Source organism: Streptomyces sp. NPDC033136, assembly GCF_055578235.1.
In genome coordinates this window covers 278,304-295,368 of sequence record NZ_JBVIPD010000001.1, presented here as the reverse complement: position 1 = coordinate 295,368, position 17,065 = coordinate 278,304, and the positions used below count along the sequence as shown (strand labels likewise).

Annotated in this window: 16 protein-coding genes; 9 read left to right on the top strand and 7 right to left on the bottom strand. The window is 68.5% G+C overall.

Going from position 1 to position 17,065, the window contains the following annotated elements; translation table 11 throughout:
* Positions 1–173: 173 nt before the first annotated feature.
* A complete protein-coding gene (gene dnaA, locus ACZ5TL_RS01390) occupies positions 174–2,222 on the bottom strand; it encodes a chromosomal replication initiator protein DnaA (protein ID WP_468587068.1) in 2,049 nt (682 codons plus the stop codon).
* Between the two features lie 404 nt (positions 2,223–2,626).
* On the opposite strand from dnaA, the gene rpmH reads away from it, so the two are divergent.
* The 9 genes from rpmH (at position 2,627) to ACZ5TL_RS01345 (ending at position 9,637) form a co-directional block, all read left to right on the top strand.
* The gene (gene rpmH, locus ACZ5TL_RS01385) at positions 2,627–2,764 is read left to right on the top strand and encodes a 50S ribosomal protein L34 (RefSeq protein WP_005482975.1); all 138 of its coding nucleotides are present in this window, start codon (positions 2,627–2,629) and stop codon (positions 2,762–2,764) included.
* A 21-nt stretch (positions 2,765–2,785) separates the two neighbouring features.
* Positions 2,786–3,157, top strand: coding sequence for a ribonuclease P protein component (rnpA, locus tag ACZ5TL_RS01380; protein ID WP_468586444.1), 372 nt, complete (start codon positions 2,786–2,788; stop codon positions 3,155–3,157).
* Complete coding sequence (yidD, locus tag ACZ5TL_RS01375; protein ID WP_468586442.1) at positions 3,154–3,528, top strand: membrane protein insertion efficiency factor YidD; 375 nt, start codon at positions 3,154–3,156, stop codon at positions 3,526–3,528. The genes rnpA and yidD overlap by 4 nt, the downstream gene beginning before the upstream one ends.
* Before the next feature lie 3 nt (positions 3,529–3,531).
* Positions 3,532–4,812, top strand: coding sequence for a membrane protein insertase YidC (gene yidC, locus ACZ5TL_RS01370; RefSeq protein WP_468586440.1), 1,281 nt, complete (start codon positions 3,532–3,534; stop codon positions 4,810–4,812).
* 15 nt (positions 4,813–4,827) lie between these two features.
* Positions 4,828–5,340 carry a Jag family protein gene (locus tag ACZ5TL_RS01365; RefSeq protein WP_468586438.1) on the top strand — a complete coding sequence of 171 codons (513 nt, stop codon included), beginning with the start codon at positions 4,828–4,830 and terminating at the stop codon, positions 5,338–5,340.
* 125 nt (positions 5,341–5,465) lie between these two features.
* Positions 5,466–6,182: a 16S rRNA (guanine(527)-N(7))-methyltransferase RsmG gene (rsmG, locus tag ACZ5TL_RS01360; RefSeq protein ID WP_468586436.1), complete on the top strand. Its 717-nt coding sequence runs from the start codon at positions 5,466–5,468 to the stop codon at positions 6,180–6,182.
* Positions 6,183–6,525: 343 nt separating this feature from the next.
* Complete coding sequence (locus tag ACZ5TL_RS01355) at positions 6,526–7,602, top strand: ParA family protein (protein WP_185008886.1); 1,077 nt, start codon at positions 6,526–6,528, stop codon at positions 7,600–7,602.
* On the top strand, positions 7,599–8,699 hold the full coding sequence (locus ACZ5TL_RS01350; RefSeq protein ID WP_468586434.1) for a ParB/RepB/Spo0J family partition protein: 1,101 nt from the start codon (positions 7,599–7,601) through the stop codon (positions 8,697–8,699). The genes ACZ5TL_RS01355 and ACZ5TL_RS01350 overlap by 4 nt, the downstream gene beginning before the upstream one ends.
* 320 nt (positions 8,700–9,019) lie before the next feature.
* Positions 9,020–9,637: a GNAT family N-acetyltransferase gene (locus ACZ5TL_RS01345; protein WP_468586432.1), complete on the top strand. Its 618-nt coding sequence runs from the start codon at positions 9,020–9,022 to the stop codon at positions 9,635–9,637.
* Positions 9,638–9,732: 95 nt separating this feature from the next.
* Here ACZ5TL_RS01345 and trxA read toward each other — a convergent pair whose 3' ends face one another.
* The 6 genes from trxA to murJ all read right to left on the bottom strand — a co-directional run bounded on the left by trxA (position 9,733) and on the right by murJ (position 17,030).
* Positions 9,733–10,065, bottom strand: coding sequence for a thioredoxin (gene trxA, locus ACZ5TL_RS01340; protein WP_010032728.1), 333 nt, complete (start codon positions 10,063–10,065; stop codon positions 9,733–9,735).
* A gap of 45 nt (positions 10,066–10,110) precedes the next feature.
* Positions 10,111–11,079, bottom strand: a complete 969-nt coding sequence (trxB, locus tag ACZ5TL_RS01335) for a thioredoxin-disulfide reductase (RefSeq protein ID WP_468586430.1) — start codon at positions 11,077–11,079, stop codon at positions 10,111–10,113.
* A gap of 168 nt (positions 11,080–11,247) precedes the next feature.
* Positions 11,248–12,174, bottom strand: coding sequence for an anti-sigma factor family protein (locus ACZ5TL_RS01330; protein WP_468586428.1), 927 nt, complete (start codon positions 12,172–12,174; stop codon positions 11,248–11,250).
* Entirely contained in the window at positions 12,171–12,896 is a 726-nt protein-coding gene (gene sigM / locus ACZ5TL_RS01325) for an RNA polymerase sigma factor SigM (RefSeq protein ID WP_468586426.1), read from the bottom strand. The genes ACZ5TL_RS01330 and sigM overlap by 4 nt, the downstream gene beginning before the upstream one ends.
* 25 nt (positions 12,897–12,921) lie before the next feature.
* Positions 12,922–14,640, bottom strand: coding sequence for a protein kinase family protein (locus ACZ5TL_RS01320; protein WP_468586425.1), 1,719 nt, complete (start codon positions 14,638–14,640; stop codon positions 12,922–12,924).
* Between the two features lie 119 nt (positions 14,641–14,759).
* Entirely contained in the window at positions 14,760–17,030 is a 2,271-nt protein-coding gene (gene murJ, locus ACZ5TL_RS01315; protein WP_468586423.1) for a murein biosynthesis integral membrane protein MurJ, read from the bottom strand.
* Between the last annotated feature and the right edge of the window lie 35 nt (positions 17,031–17,065).

Sequence of the window (17,065 nt, the reverse complement as noted above, 5' to 3'; positions counted from 1 at the left end):
GGGGGTGGGCGCGGGAGCCGGCCGGGAGGGTCCGAAAGCCGGCTGTGGCGTGGTGCCCGGAAACCGGACCGGGATCGGCCCTTCGATCGCTGCCCCGCGGCACAAGCGGCACACGAAGAAGGGCGCTCCCTGAAGCCTCAGGGGGCGCCCTCAGCGGCGTACCGCCGTCGTCGTCAGCCGTTCTTGATGCGGTTGGTCAGTTCCGTGACCTGGTTGTAGATCGAGCGGCGCTCGGCCATCAGATTGCGGATCTTGCGGTCGGCGTGCATGACAGTCGTATGGTCGCGGCCGCCGAACAGCGCGCCGATCTTCGGCAGGGAGAGGTCCGTCAGCTCACGGCACAGGTACATGGCGATCTGCCGGGCGGTGACGAGGGCGCGGCCGCGTGAGGTGCCGCACAGGTCCTCGACCGTGAGCCCGAAGTAGTCGGCGGTCGCGCCCATGATCGCCGTGGAGGTGATCTCCGGGGCGGAGTCCTCGCCGCCGGGGATGAGGTCCTTCAGGACGATCTCCGTCAGCCCCAGATCCACCGGCTGCCGGTTCAGCGAGGCGAACGCCGTGACCCGGATCAGCGCGCCCTCCAGCTCGCGGATGTTCCGCGAGATCCGGGACGCGATGAACTCCAGCACCTCCGGCGGTGCGTTCAGCTGCTCCTGGACCGCCTTCTTGCGCAGGATCGCGATCCGCGTCTCCAACTCGGGCGGCTGGACGTCCGTGATCAGTCCCCACTCGAAACGGTTCCGCAGCCGGTCCTCCAGCGTCACCAGCTGCTTCGGCGGCCGGTCGGAGGACAGCACGATCTGCTTGTTCGCGTTGTGGAGGGTGTTGAAGGTGTGGAAGAACTCCTCCTGCGTCGACTCCTTGTCCGCCAGGAACTGGATGTCGTCGACGAGCAGGATGTCCATCTCGCGGTACCGCTTGCGGAAGCTGTCGCCCTTGCCGTCGCGGATGGAGTTGATGAACTCGTTGGTGAACTCCTCCGAGCTCACATACCGCACCCGCGTGCCCGGGTAGAGGCTGCGCGCGTAGTGCCCGATCGCGTGCAGCAGGTGCGTCTTGCCGAGCCCGGACTCCCCGTAGATGAACAGGGGGTTGTACGCCTTCGCCGGTGCCTCGGCGACAGCGACCGCGGCCGCGTGCGCGAAACGGTTGGAGGCGCCGATGACGAACGTGTCGAAGAGGTACTTGGGATTCAGGCGCGCGGTGGGCTCACCCGGGCCGGTAGCCGGCGCGGGCTGCGCGGCCAGCGGGCCGGGCGCACCGGTCGTCGGCAGGTTCGGGCCGACAGGGCCGCCCCGGTGCACGTGCCCGGATCCGGCCGGCGGCTCGGGCAGCTCCCGGCGGACCGCGTCGCGCTGGTCGTACTCGGGGCGGTCGTAGTCGGGGCGCGGCTGCTCGTAGGAGTGGCGCTCCATGGGCTGCGGGCGGTAATCCTGTGAGGGGGAGCCGTAGGAGTCCTTCGAGCCATAGGAGTCCTGGGACCCGTACGCGTCCTGCTGCGATCCGGATCCAGGTCCGGAACCGTAGGAATCCTGCGAGCCGTACGCGTCCTGCGAGCCGTAGCCGTCCTGGCTCGGTGACGCGTAGGGGTCACGCTCCGGGAAGCCGAGGCGCTGCTGCTGCCAGCCGTAGTCATCCTGTGCCGGCCGCGGCCAGGCGCCGGGTTCGGGGCGCTGGTACTCGGACGGGTATGCGGGACGGGCCGTGGGGAGCTGATCTGCGCGCGTAGGCGGAAGCTGGTCGCCGGCCGTTCCCGGCAGCTGGTCGGCGCGGTGGCGGCCGTATCCCTCGTATCCCTCGTAGCCGTCCCGCTCCCGGTCCCGGCGGGGGTCGTACCCGTCACGGTCCTGGCGCTCATGCCCGTCGCGGTCCTGGCGGTCGTAGCCGTCGCGGTCCTGGCGCGCGGCCGGAAGCTCGGCCTCCTCGTAGCGCGGCTGGGGGCGGGACGGGGGCGTCGGCGGCGCCGGGGGCTCGCCCGCGGAGTCGTCGACGGTGATCGCGATGCGGATCGGGCGGCCGCACTCACGGCTCAGCGTCTCGCTGACGATCGGCGCCAGGCGGCCTTCGAGCACGCCCTTCGCAAATTCGTTCGGTACGGCGAGCAGCGCGGTGTCGGCGACCAGCGCGAGCGGCTGACAGCGCCGGATCCAGTGCTCGTCCTTCACCTCGACCCCCTGCCCACGGCCCTCCCCGAGGAGTTTCTCCAATACGCGTGGCCACACTGCGGCAAGATCGGCAGGTACGTCAGCCACAGGGCACGCTCTCTCACAGGTCCCACGAACGTGTGGTTCTGGGACGGCTCGGGATGTAAATCGGGTGGGGCAGGGATAAGGGAACGAATCGGAGTTCCGTCACGGTAGTCAGGGCGGCCGCTGCGGTTCAAGTTGTTGTCCCCAGGCTGTGGACAAGTGTCTCCCGGCGACTCCTGGTTTGACCGGATGGCGTAGCCGCGCGTACCGTAACCAGGTCGAGTTGTCGATGGCTGCTGCCGCCTGCCTCCGATGGGCACAGATCATTTGGGTGATCGGTCAGCGGTGCACTCGGGCGTAACTGCGAGCTACTCGTGGGCGCACGGTGACAGCCAGGACGGCACCCCGCAACCACCGATTCTTTCTGGAGCCCCCGAGTGAGCAAGCGCACCTTCCAGCCGAACAACCGTCGTCGCGCGAAGACCCACGGCTTCCGCCTGCGGATGCGCACCCGTGCCGGCCGCGCGATTCTCGCGAACCGTCGCAGCAAGGGTCGCGCCAGCCTGTCCGCCTGATCCCGATCAGGTCATGACGTCGTGCTGCCCACCGAGAACCGGCTGAGGCGGCGCGAGGACTTCGCGACCGCGGTACGGCGAGGCCGCCGGGCAGGACGCCCGCACCTCGTCGTCCACCTTCGAAGCGGTGCCACGGACCCGCATGCGCCTGGGGAGAGCGCTCCCCCGACGCGTGCGGGTTTCGTCGTGAGCAAGGCGGTGGGTGGCTCGGTCGTGCGCAACAAGGTGAAGCGCAGGCTTCGCCACCTGATGCGCGAGCGAGTCGCCCAGCTGCCCCCCGGTAGCCTGGTAGTCGTACGAGCGCTGCCCGGATCGGGCGACGCCGACCATGCACAGCTGGCCCGAGACCTGGATGCCGCTCTTCAGCGGCTGCTGGGAGGGGGCGCGCGATGAAGTACCCGCTGCTGGCTCTGATCAAGCTCTACCAGTGGACGATCAGTCCGCTGCTCGGGCCGGTCTGCAAGTACTACCCGTCGTGCTCCCACTACGGCTACACGGCCATCGACCGGCACGGTGCCGTCAAGGGCACGGCGCTCACGGCCTGGCGCATCCTGCGGTGCAATCCGTGGTCGCTGGGCGGTGTGGACCATGTTCCTCCGCGTAAGCGTCCGCGGTGGCACGAAATGCTGCGTCACGCGTGGCGTGCACGCAAGGGCGGGCCCTCCGCCGCCGACCCGGCCACCGAAGGACAGACTTCTCCCCCAAGTCCGTCGAGTCCTTCGAGCCCGGCCGCAGAGACACCGTCCCATGCCCAAGGAGCATGATTAGTGGACACGATTGCCAGCCTCTTCAGCTTCATCACCACACCCGTCTCCTGGGTCATCGTCCAGTTCCACTCGGTGTACGGCGCCCTCTTCGGGCCTGACACCGGCTGGGCCTGGGGCCTGTCGATCGTGTCCCTGGTGATCCTGATCCGTATCTGCCTGATCCCGCTCTTCGTGAAGCAGATCAAGGCGACCCGGGCGATGCAGACGCTCCAGCCCGAGATGAAGAAGATCCAGGAGCGCTACAAGAACGACAAGCAGCGTCAGTCCGAAGAGATGATGAAGCTGTACAAGGAGACGGGTACCAACCCGCTCTCCTCGTGCCTTCCCATCCTGGCGCAGTCCCCGTTCTTCTTCGCCCTGTACCACGTGCTCAACAGCATCGCGTCGAACGACACCATCGGCGTGATCAACACCAGTCTTCTGGAGAGCGCGCAGAAGGCGCACATCGTCGGTGCGCCGCTCGCGGTGAAGTTCACCGACAGCGCCTCCAAGGTGGAAGGGCTCGGTGCCACCCTCACCGACGTGCGCGTGGTCACCGCCGTCATGATCGTCCTGATGTCGGCGTCGCAGTTCTTCACCCAGCGCCAGCTGATGACGAAGAACGTCGACACCACGGTGAAGACGCCGTTCATGCAGCAGCAGAAGATGCTGATGTACGTCTTCCCCGTCATGTTCGCCGTCTTCGGCATCAACTTCCCCGTGGGTGTCCTCGTCTACTGGCTGACCACCAACGTGTGGACCATGGGCCAGCAGATGTACGTGATCCACAACAACCCGACCCCGGGTTCCAAGGCCCAGGCTTCGTACCTGGAGCGCCTGCACAAGCACGTCACGCAGCACAGCAAGGTCAGCAAGCGCCGTGACAAGGCCGTCGTGAAGGCGATCGTCGCCAAGGGCCGCGACCGCAACGAGTTCGAGCGCAAGTTCATCAACGGCCTGAGCAAGGCCGGACTCGCCGCCCAGGCCGACGGCACCGTGATCAAGAGCGACACCGCGGCCGCGGCCCAGGCCGAGGACGGTACGCCGACGGCCACCGGCACGCCGAAGCGTCAGCAGCCCAAGCGGCAGAGCAAGGCACAGCGCCAGTCCGGCACCACCGGCGCTAAGGCGGATGGTGAGCACGAGCCGAAAACGTCGCTGACCAAGTCCGACGAGCCCCAGGACGCCAAGCCCGCCGCTGCCAAGAAGGGCGGCGCGAAGCCCGCCGGCGGTACCCGCAGCAAGGCCCAGTCCGGACAGCGCAAGGGCCCGCAGCGGCCCAAGTCCCCGTCCAAGAAGTAAGAAGGAGCCCATCCCGTGACGGAAGGCACCACCTCCGCTGCTGCCGAGGGTGCAGACACCCTGACTCGCCTGGAGCAGGAAGGCGAGATCGCGGCGGACTACCTGGAGGGTCTGCTCGACATCGCCGACCTCGACGGTGACATCGACATGGACGTGGAGGCCGACCGCGCCTCCGTCTCGATCATCAGCGACACGGGCAGCCGCGACCTGCAGAAGCTGGTCGGCCGTGACGGCGAGGTGCTGGAGGCGCTCCAGGAGCTCACCCGTCTGGCGGTGCACCGGGAGACCGGCGACCGCAGCCGTCTGATGCTCGACATCGCGGGATACCGCGCCCGGAAGCGCTCCGAGCTGTCCGAGCTGGGGGCCAAGGCTGCTGCCGAGGCCAAGAGCAGTGGTGAGGCCGTGAAGCTGCAGCCGATGACGCCGTTCGAACGCAAGGTCGTGCACGACGCGATCAAGGCCGCGGGCCTGCGCAGCGAGTCCGAGGGCGAGGAGCCGCAGCGCTTCGTCGTCGTGCTGCCCGCCTGATCGGCCCCTACGTTCCCCGGCCCCGTCTGTTGCGCAGGCGGGGCCGAACTTTGTCAGCCTGATAGTTCTGGTGGTTCTGGTGTCGGCGCAAGGTGCGCTGACGCGGTACGGAAGGACGGTCCCCCGTGACGGAGGCAGCGGAGCTTCCCCCCGCGCCCGAGCAGGCGCGCGAGGTGTTCGGTGACCGCTTCGCGGATGCGGTGCGGTACGCCGAGCTGCTTGCTGAGGCGGGCGTGCAGCGCGGTCTCATCGGCCCACGTGAAGTGCCCCGCCTGTGGGAGCGGCACCTGCTGAACTGCGCGGTTCTCTCGGAGGTTGTGCCCGACGGCGTGACGGTGTGCGATGTCGGCTCGGGAGCAGGCCTCCCGGGCATTCCGCTGGCGCTGGTGCGGGAAGACCTGAAGATCACGCTGCTGGAGCCGCTGCTGCGGCGCACCAACTTTCTCAGCGAGGTCGTGGAGCTGCTCGGTCTTGATCACGTGACCGTTGTGCGCGGCCGGGCCGAGGAGGTCATGGGGAAGATCCAGCCCGTGCATGTGGTGACCGCCCGAGCCGTCGCGCCTCTCGACCGTCTCGCTACCTGGGGCATCCCGCTGCTGCGGCCCTACGGGGAGATGCTCGCACTCAAGGGCGACGCCGCCGAGGAGGAGCTGAAGAGCGCGTCGGCGGCCCTCAGTAAGCTGGGTGCGGTGGAGACCTCCATCCTGCATGTGGGTGAGGGCGTGGTGGACCCGATGTCCACGGTCGTGCGAGTCGAGGTCGGGGAGAGCCCTGGCGGTGTGCGCTTCGCCGCCAAGCGCGCCAAGGCGGCTCGAACGGGACGAACGCGTCGGCGACGCTAGCGGGACGAACGCGTCGGCGACGCTAGCGGGACGAACGCGTCGGCGACGCTAGCGGGACGAACGCGTCGGCGAGGCTGATCCGTCCTGGCGACGAGACGTACTCCACACAAGCTGCCAAACCGATGCATGCCGGAGTGTCGCGGCAGTCCGGCCTCGGTGGCTGTGCATCGTGTTTCACGTGAAACGTCGCTCACTGCTGCACGGCATCATCAGTCGTGGCCGCGCTGCGGCCGAACCCCGCGACCGTAAGCCTCTCGGTTCACTCGATGAGAGCCCTGAGTTGTCCACAGAGGTGGATTTCTCCACAGAACGCCAGGCCTCACTGGTTCACGACCCCGAAGACATGGGAGGCTCTGTTCATTGCGAGCCTGAAGTCGAGGAGAGTGAATCCTTGCGGTCCGACGCCAACATCGCGGGACCGATGACCGATCCGGTCCCCGGTCCCCGTACCGAGTCGATGGGGGCGGATGTTTCACGTGAAACACCGCCTCCGATGGACGACACTCCCATCGGTCGTGCTGCCCAACTGGCGGTGGAGGCTCTGGGTCGTGCCGGCGAAGGCCTGCCGCGGCCCGAGCAGACCCGAATCATCGTGGTCGCCAATCAGAAGGGCGGTGTGGGCAAGACGACGACAACCGTCAACCTTGCCGCGTCGTTGGCTCTGCATGGTGGCCGGGTCCTGGTGGTCGACCTCGACCCGCAAGGAAATGCGTCCACTGCGCTGGGCATCGACCATCACGCCGAAGTTCCGTCCATCTATGACGTGTTGGTGGAGAGCAGGCCGCTCTCCGAGGTCGTCCAGCCGGTCCCCGACGTCGAGGGCCTCTTCTGTGCACCTGCCACCATCGATCTCGCCGGTGCGGAGATCGAGCTGGTGTCCCTGGTAGCACGGGAGAGCAGGCTGCAGCGCGCGATCCAGGCGTACGAGCAGCCGCTGGACTACATCCTTATCGACTGTCCTCCGTCGCTCGGCCTCCTGACGGTCAATGCGCTGGTCGCGGGCCAGGAGGTCCTGATCCCGATCCAGTGCGAGTACTACGCACTGGAAGGCCTGGGCCAGCTGCTCCGCAACGTCGACCTGGTGCGAGGGCACCTGAACCCCGCCCTGCACGTGTCGACCATCCTGCTCACCATGTACGACGGCCGGACGCGACTCGCGTCCCAGGTCGCGGAAGAGGTGCGCACCCACTTCGGCGACGAGGTCCTGCGGACGAGTATCCCCCGGTCCGTCCGTATCTCGGAGGCGCCTAGTTATGGGCAGACCGTACTGACTTACGATCCTGGATCGAGTGGTGCCCTCTCCTACCTGGAGGCGGCACGAGAGATCGCGCTGAAGGGCGTCGGCATCAGCTATGACGCGACGCACGCCCATATCGGCGCACAGCAGAACGACCCGAGCATGGTGGAGGGCATCCAGTGAGCGAGCGACGGAGGGGGCTGGGCCGTGGTCTCGGCGCACTGATCCCTGCCGCCCCGACGGAGAAGTCGGTGGCCCAGGCTGCTTCGGGGGGTGCCGCTTCCACACCCCCCGCGGCAGTGCCCACGCTGCCGAATGACCGTGGGGTGGCCGCAGCGAAGGTAGCGACGCTGCCGACCGTTTCACGTGAAACAGAGGAGTCGGCGCAGCCGAGTGCTCCTGCTGTTCCTGCGGCGCCCATCGGTGCGCACTTCGCCGAGATCCCCCTCGACACCATCACGCCGAACCCGCGGCAGCCGCGTGAGGTCTTCGACGAGGACGCGCTGTCCGAGCTCATCACCTCCATCAAGGAAGTCGGGCTCCTCCAGCCGGTCGTCGTACGGCAGGTGGGCCCCGGCCGCTACGAGCTCATCATGGGCGAGCGCCGCTGGCGCGCCTGCCGCGAGGCGGGGCTGGAGGCGATCCCGGCGATCGTGCGGGCCACGGAGGACGAGAAGCTACTCCTGGACGCGCTGCTGGAGAACCTGCATCGCGCCCAGCTGAACCCACTGGAAGAGGCAGCCGCCTACGACCAGTTGCTCAGGGACTTCAACTGCACGCACGACCAGCTGGCGGACCGCATCGGCCGATCCCGCCCGCAGGTCTCCAACACGCTGCGCCTTCTGAAGCTCTCGCCGGCTGTCCAGCGCCGGGTCGCCGCCGGGGTGCTCTCCGCCGGTCACGCGCGGGCGCTGCTGTCCGTCGAGGACTCGGAGGAGCAGGACAGGCTCGCCCACCGCATCGTGGCCGAGGGGCTCTCGGTGCGGGCGGTAGAGGAGATTGTCACCCTGATGGGGTCGCGGCCTCAGAAGGCGCAGAAGCCCAAGGGCCCGCGAGCCGGTGCCCGGGTCTCACCCGCGCTGTCCGACCTCGCCACGCGACTCTCGGACCGCTTCGAGACCCGGGTGAAGGTCGACCTCGGCCAGAAGAAGGGCAAGATCACCGTCGAGTTCGCCTCCATGGAGGACCTTGAGCGGATCCTCGGCTCACTGGCTCCCGGCGAGGGTCCGGTCCTGCAGAAGAGTCTCCTGGAAGGCGACTCCGAGGAGAGTGGGTCCTGAGCCTCCGACAGGGGCTTCGGCTTGCATGCGACAGAGCGGGTCGTGTCCGGTGTGTACCGGAACATGGCCCGCTCTTTCCTTTACGGCGGTATCGATGGAATCGCATCGTGGATACGATGCGTTCGAGTACGGCGCAACCACTCGGTAGCACCTCTGAGAGTGAGGCAGGGGCCCATGCGAACGATGAGCCGCACCGGACTGGTCAGCGCCGGTTTGGGGCTGGGAGCGGCCGGTGGGTTCATCGGCAGTCTCCTCAGGGAACGGAGCGCTTTGACAGCCGCCCGCGATGCGGCGGGAGAAGGAAGCGAGGATCAGCCTTCATGGGCCGCCGGCTCGTACCGCTCACGTTGGACAACCTTCAGGACCTTCCCAAGCGTTGTCGTTCGTGTGTCTTCTGGGAACTCGACCCAGTCAGTGGCGAGGCCGCGGTAAAGGCAGGCACGCCTGCTCTGGAGAAGGAAGCCTGGATCTCAGCGGTCCTGTTGGACTGGGGGTCCTGCGGTCGGGTCGTGTACGTCGACGATGTTCCGGTGGGCTTCGTGCTCTATGCCCCACCCGCCTATGTCCCCCGCTCCACGGCATTCCCCACGAGTCCCGTCTCCCCTGACGCGGTGCAGCTGATGACCGCGTTCATCGTGCCGGGCTACCAGGGACAGGGCTTGGGCCGGGTGATGGTCCAGACGGTTGCCAAGGATCTCCTGCGGCGCGGCTTCAAGGCCATCGAGGCGTTCGGAGACGCCCGCTGGAAGGAACCGGCCTGTGTGCTTCCCGCCGACCACCTTCTGGCCGTGGGCTTCAAGACGGTTCGGCAGCACCCCACCCATCCCCGGCTGAGACTGGAACTGAGAACGACACTCTCCTGGAAGGAAGACGTCGAGATGGCTTTGGATCGGCTCCTGGGCGCCGTGCAGAAGGAGCCTGTGCTGCGGCCGCTGTAGCGGGTACGCACGCAAACGAATGGGCCAACCCGGAGGGGTTGGCCCATTCGTGTTTCACGTGAAACATGCACCGTCGGTGCGACGGCGAAGCTGCCTTACTCGGCGATGAACTCCTCGAGGTCGCGCACGATCGCGGCCTTCGGCTTCGCACCCACGATGGTCTTGGCGACCTCGCCACCCTGGTAGACGTTCAGGGTCGGGATGGACATGACGCCGTACTTGGCGGCCGTACCCGGGTTCTCGTCAATGTTCAGCTTGACGACCTCGATCTTGTCGCCGTACTCGGAGGCGATCGCTTCGAGGGACGGCGCGATCTGGCGGCACGGGCCGCACCAGGCGGCCCAGAAGTCCACGAGGACAGGCTTGTCGCTCTTGAGGACGTCCTGCTCGAAGGAGTCGTCGGTCACATTCTTCAGGGTGCCGGCCACGGCGGGCTCCTTAACTGTTGGTGCGTGGGGCGGGTAGGGAGAGGGTCAGACGGCGGTCTTCTCGGGCTCGGGCTGCTCCTCGTCCGCGAGGGCGGCGAGGTAGCGCTCGGCGTCCAGAGCAGCGGCGCAGCCGGTCCCGGCCGCGGTGATCGCCTGCCGGTAGGTGTGGTCCACCACGTCGCCGGCACCGAAGACACCCGTCAGGTTCGTACGCGTCGACGGCGCGTCCACCTTCAGGTAGCCCTCGTCGTCCAGGTCGAGCTGACCCTTGAAGAGCTCGGTGCGCGGGTCGTGGCCGATGGCGATGAACAGTCCGGTCACCGGCAGGTCCGACAGCTCACCGGTCTTGAGGTTGCGCAGCTTCAGGCCGGAGAGCTTCGGGTCGCCCTGAATCTCGGCGACCTCGCTGTCCCACACGAACGAGATCTTCGGGTCGGCGAAGGCGCGCTCCTGCATGGCCTTGGATGCGCGCAGTGTGTCACGGCGGTGGACCACGGTGACGGACTTGGCGAACCGCGACAGGAAGGTCGCCTCCTCCATCGCGGTGTCGCCACCACCGATCACGGCGATGTCCTGGTCCTTGAAGAAGAACCCATCACAGGTCGCGCACCAGGACACGCCACGGCCGGAGAGGGCGTCCTCGTTGGGCAGACCGAGCTTGCGGTGCTGCGAGCCGGTGGTGACGATGACGGCCTTGGCCCGGTGGACGGTACCGGCTGTGTCCGTGACGGTCTTGATCTCACCGCTCAGGTCGACTGCCACGACATCGTCCGGGACGAGCTCGGCGCCGAAGCGCTCCGCCTGGGCGCGCATGTTGTCCATGAGTTCGGGGCCCATGATGCCGTCCTGGAAGCCCGGGAAGTTCTCGACGTCGGTGGTGTTCATGAGCGCACCTCCGGCGGTGACGGCGCCCTCGAACACGAGTGGCTTCAGCGACGCGCGCGCGGTGTAGAGCGCCGCCGTGTAGCCGGCGGGCCCGGAGCCGATGATGATCACGTTACGGACGTCGCTCACGGCTTGATTCCTCGTCTCTGGGTCTGCATCGGTCGACCGGTGGGAGCTTCTCTCGGAACTCTCACCCCACCCAACGGATCCTAAGGGGCGCGCATTCCCACTGTGTCCGGGCACACGGAGATGTCACACCGTGCCGGACACCACACAGGACGTAGACGAACCGCTCAGTCACGCAGACGGATAGGTCCGCTCCAGGAGGACCTTGCCGACGGCGGCGGACGCTTGGTGATCCACGCAGGTCGCGTCGACGATGTAGGCGGTGACGCGGGAGCCGTCGGCCACGTCGGGCAGCAGCACGAGCATGGCCTCCTTCCCCTGATACGTGCCGTTCTCCGTGGCGAGAGCCGCGTCGTCCCGCCCGATGCCGTCGCGGACACAGCCGGGCACCACGACTTCCCTGAACACCTTGGGCTGGTTGGTACCAGGCGCGGTCGCCGCGCCGTAGGGAGTGCGGGAGCCGCCGCCGCCTTCGGTCTTGTTCTTAGCCAGGAGGTCGGTGACCTGCTTCTGCAGTTTCCCCTCGGAGAAGGTGTCCGCAGGGCTGGTCTGTCGTCCCCCCGCCGTGTCATGCGGCGGATTGTCGTCGCCGAGCGACGACAGCAGGGCTGAACCCAGTCCAAGAGCTGCCACCGTGAAGACGGTCCCCAGCACGGCGATCCTGCGGCGCCCGGTCCGTGTGCGGCCCTTGCGGCCCGGGCCGGTGGTGGAGGCTCGGGGACGCCCGGCGGGCCGGTCGGCAGGCGCAGGTGTTTCACGTGAAACATGCGCACCGCTGTCGTCCTCGGCCTCGGACCGTGAAGCACTCACCGGTTCCGAGTCCTCTGCGGACTCCGGCACCGTTGCATTCAGCAGAGCCTCGGCGGCGAGGGCGGCATCGATGCGGTTCGCGACATCGGCGGGCATACGCGGCGGGCCCGGCAGTGTGCCGAGCAACCCGCGGATCTCCTCCAGGGAGGTGTAGACATCCGCGCAGAGCTCGCACTCGTCCAGATGCCGGCGTACATCAGTGGTCCGAGACGGTGGGAGGAGGCCCTCGGCGAGGTCGGAGATCTCCGCGACGTCCGGGTGCCCGGTCATGTCTGTCGTCGACGTCACGCTCGTCCACCTCCGCCCTTCACTGCAGCTGGGTCGCTCGGTCCTGTGCCCGGCGGGCCGGTTTCGTGCGGCCCCGCTGCGGGTGGGACGGCTGGCCCCTGCGTCCGGTTCCGTTTCCCGCCCGGGTTCTTGCCCTCACCGGTGCCATCCGGCCGTAGATGGGTGAGAAGAGGCAAAAGTCTTGCTCTGCCGCGCGCGCATCTGCTCTTCACGGTGCCGGTCGGCACGTCGAGGATGCGGGCGGCTTCCGCGACCGGGTAGCCCTGCATGTCCACCAGGACGAGCGCGGCACGCTGGTCGGTCGGCAGGGTGCCCAGGGCTTCGATGAGCTGCCGGTGGAGATCGTTGCGCTCGGTGGGCGCGGAGGCCGACTCGTGCGGCTCCAGCAGCTGCTCCAGGCGCTCGGTGTCGTCGACCGGGGAGGTCTTGCGGGAGGCCGCCTTGCGGGCGCGGTCCAGGCAGGCGTTCACCGTGATCCTGTGCAGCCACGTCGTGACGGCCGACTGGCCCCGGAAGGTGTGGGCGGCCCGGTAGGCGGAAACGAGAGCGTCCTGCACCGCGTCAGCGGCCTCCTCTCGGTCTCCCAGCGTCCGCAGGGCGACCGCCCAGAGCCGATCGCGGTGCCGCTGCACGATCTCACCGAAGGCATCGGGGTCGCCTTCGACGTGGCGGGCGAGGAGGTCCTGATCACTTGCACCGCTGTGCTCGGCGCGGTCCGCCATCGAACCCCCTTCCCTCTGCCGGCTTTCAGCCCGTGAACTTCACTTCGGTGATGGCCTGCTTGTACCCCGGCCTGCTGTAGTTGGCGGGGTCGTTTCCGGAGTACGGCAGTGCCGTCAGCCACACGAGGAGATACCGGCTCTTCACCGGCTTGTCGACGGTCACCTTCGCTGAGTTGCTGCTCGTCGTCGCCGTGCCGAGCTTCTTCATGGAGCTCAGCGGCGTGGAGGAACCGAGGGAGTCGGTCGCGTACAGCTCGACCGTGGTGTGGCTGCCGACGTACCGCAGCGAGAGGGCCGCGGCCGAGACCTCCTTCTCGGATCCGAGGTCGTAGACGATGCCGACGCCGGGCTTTATCACCATTTTCGGGCCGTCCAGGTAACTGCTGGTACGCCAGCCCGTGGACGTGTTGCCGTCGTAGGTCTTACTCACGTCGGCGGGGTGCTGGGCATCGCCCTTGGCGACGTACTCCTCGGATCCCTTGATTGCGATCGGCTTCGGTGCAGGGCGCTTCTGGTTCTTGTCGCCGTCCTGGTTGTTCTGCGTCTTGTTCGGGTCGTCCGTCTTGCCGCCCTGATCCATGAGCGCGTCTGCCAGCTGCCAGCTGCCGAGGCCCAGTGCGGCGATCAGGAGTGCGGACACGGCCCACTTCAGGGCCTTGCCCGTGCGGCTCTGCAACGGGGGCGGCGGGGTCGGGACGGGCTGGGCGGTGCCGGGACGTGAGCCCTGGCGGCCGTACGTGCCCTGCTGGTACGTCGTGCGCTGGTACTCGGGCGGGGCGGTGAACGCCGGCTCCGGCGGGCGGATGCGCGGCATTTCGCCGACCGCCTTCACCAGCTCCTCCGGCGTGGTGCACGGCGACTCGTGCCGGGATGCGGTGGCACCTTCGTTGACGAGCGCGCGCATGGAGAGTTCGGACAGGCCGCGGTGCACCCCGGCCCGAACCTGGTCGGGCGCGATCAGGCCGATGTCTTTGGGAAGGCCCGACAGCCCGTAGGCATCGCTCTCGTAGGGCCAGCGCTGGGTGAGCGCCGCGTACAGCAGGGCGCCGATGGCCTCGGTGTCGGTGCGCTGCGGAGTGTCGGACGCGGCGCCCCGCAGGGCGGCGTTCACGGCGAGACCGCGGATGCGCCACTGCCCCGTGGAGGTGCGCAGCACGGCGTTCGGGTTCAGCCGCAGATGGGCGAGACCCTCACGGTGCGCGGCGGCCATGGCCGCGGAGATCTGACTGACCATCTGGAAGGCGTCGTACGGCTCCAGAGGTCCGGAGGCGAGGAGCGTGGTCAGTTCCGTCGCGTCGGGAAGCCACTCGTGGACGACGTAGACGACGTCGTTCTCCTCCACCGCGTCCAGGACTTGGACGAAGCGGGGGTCGCCCAGGAGCGCGGAGGAACGGGCGGCGGCCAGGACGGAGCGGGCCCGCGAGTGGTCGGCGGGCAGGATGTGCACGCCGACGGCACGGCGGAGCTTCTCGTCCACGGCGCGCCAGCTGCTGAAACCGTCCAGACGGGTGACGCACTCCTCGAGGCGGTACCGTCTGGCGAGTTTGTGACCACTGTGCAGTTCGGGCGGCGAGGTCTTCCCGGAGCCGTCGGTCCGGGGGCTCTCCTGTACCTCGTCGCTGTCCGTGTCCCGCTCCCGGTTCTTGGCCACCCCGTCGGCCGTGGACTGGTCCGCCTCTGCGGTCAGCGACGTCTCGTCGCTGTTGTCTGCCACGTCGACGGCAGCCGTACTCCGTTCCGCCACCGTCGTTCCTGCCTCCCCATCCATTGCGCGCCGTCCGACGCCGAACCCAATTGTGCCCACAGTCCGCCGCAATGCACGACACGCGGTGGCTGACGATGGTTGTGCGCCTACCCCCCGACTCAGCGTCCCAGGCGTCCGCGGACCATGCCGACCAGCGAGTTGAGTTCCTCGATGCGCATGCGGCGGGCGGCGACGAAGAAGACCGCGAGGAGCACGGCACCGCCGGCCAGCACCGCGGCGAGCGAGCCCACGACGCCCTGGCCGAGCTGTTGGCCGATGCCGTAGCAGGCCGCGCCGCTGAGCAGGGCGGCCGGGACGGACGCGATGCTCAGCCGGGCGTAAGTCCGCAGGACACGGGCGCCGTCGAGGTCCCCGCCCAGCCGCTTGCGCAGGCGGCGCCAGGCGACGCCGACACCGATCGCGTAGGCGAGGCCGTACGAGGCGGCCATGCCGACCACGGCCCACCGGGACGGCAGGACGAAGTAGCAGGCCGCCGAGGCGCCGGCGTTGACCACGGCGACGATGACCGTGTTGTAGAAGGGAGTTCGGGTGTCCTCGTAGGCGTAGAAGGCGCGCAGGACGACGTACTGCACCGAGTACGGGATCAGGCCGAGGCCGAACGCCATCAGCATGAAGCCCATGTTGGTGGCCTCGCTGGTGCCCGAGGAGCCGAACATCAGCGTGCACATGGGGATGCCGAGGGAGAGGAACCCGAAGGCGATCGGCACGATGGCGACCGCCGTGTTGCGCAGACCCTGGGAGATGTCGTCACGTACGGCGCCGCCGTCGCCCTCGTTCGCCGAGCGCGACAGGCGCGGCAGCAGTGCGGCCATGAGGGAGACCGTGATGATGGCCTGCGGGAGGCCCCAGATCAGCTGTGCGTTGGCGTAGGCGGCGAAGCCGGTGCCGTCGACGGGCGAGGCCTTGCCCGCCGCGGTGGACAGCTGGATGACGATCATGGCCCCCGCCTGGTTGGCGAGGACGAAAAGAACCGTCCACTTGGCCAGCGTGACGGCCTTGCCGAGGCCCTGGCCCTTCCAGTCGAATCGCGGCCGCAGCCGGAAGCCGGTCTCGCGCAGGTAGGGGATCATCGCCAGGGCCTGGACCACGAGGCCGAGCAGGACGCCGATGCCGAGCAGCCGCTGACCCTCCGGCGGGATGGTCGTGACCCTCAGCCCGGAGTCGGCCGCGGTGCCGTAGACGTAGATGAACATGCCCAGCGTCACGATGATGACGATGTTGTTCAGGACCGGGGTCCACATCATCGCGCCGAACTTCCCGCGGGCGTTGAGGATCTGGCCCATCACCACGTGGACGCCCATGAAGAAGATCGAGGGCAGGAAGTACTGGACGAAGGTGATGCCGACCTGGTTCGCCGCCGGGTCGCTGGCGACCGGGTCGGACAGCATGCGGATCAGGAGCGGAGCACCCAGGACAGAGAGCGCGGTGAGCGCGCCGAGCGCCACCATGACGAGGGTCAGCAGGCGGTTGGCGTACGCCTCACCACCGTCGTCGTCCTCCTTCATGGCGCGCACCAGCTGCGGCACGAACACGGAGTTGAGGCCGCCGCCGACGGTGAGGATGTAGATCATCGTCGGCAGCTGGTAGGCGACCTGGAAGGTGTCACCGAGGAGGCCGACGCCCAGGGCCGACACGATCAGCGCGGAGCGGATGAAGCCGGTGAGGCGCGAGACCATCGTGCCGGCCGCCATCACGGCGCTGGACTTCATCAGGCCCGCCCCGCGGCCGCCCTTCTTCGGAGCGGGGGCGGCGGCGGGCTCCGGAGCGAGGGGCTCGTGCACGGGGGGTGGCGCGGCCTGGCCCGGTGCCGCGTAGGGGCCCTGTGCCAGCTGCCCGGGGGCCGGGGACGGGCCGGGGACCGACGGAGACTCATACGACGGGTGACCGCTGCTCTGCTGCTGGTCCCGGAAGAGGTGCGCGAACGCGTCCGGCTCCTGGCGCGGCTCGCCGGCCCGGGAGACGAGATCGTCCACGCCCACGAACTGCGTGGTGCGGGCGTCGTCGCCGTACGGCAGGTGCCGCGTCGGACCCTCCGGCTCCGGCGCGGGCGTCTGGGCCCACACCCGCGGGTCGGGCGCGTACGGCGACTGCGGCGGCTGGGCGTACAGCTGTTGCTGCGGCTGGTAGGTGCCCGGAGCGGGCGGCGGGTGCGCGGCGCGGTCGTAGAGCGCCTCGCCGACCGGGTCCTGCGCGGAGAGATCCTGTGCCCGGTAGGGATCCTGGGCGTAGGCATCCTGGAGGTACATGTCCGCGGGCGGCTGCGGCGGCACCTGATCGTGCTCGTCCGGCGAGCCCTCGGGCCCGCCCGACTCGGGGGAGCCCGGGGTGCCCGCGGCACGGCCGCGGGCACCGTCGTACGGCGCGTTCATGGTTACCCCACCTCATCGTCCCGGGCCCACCGGCC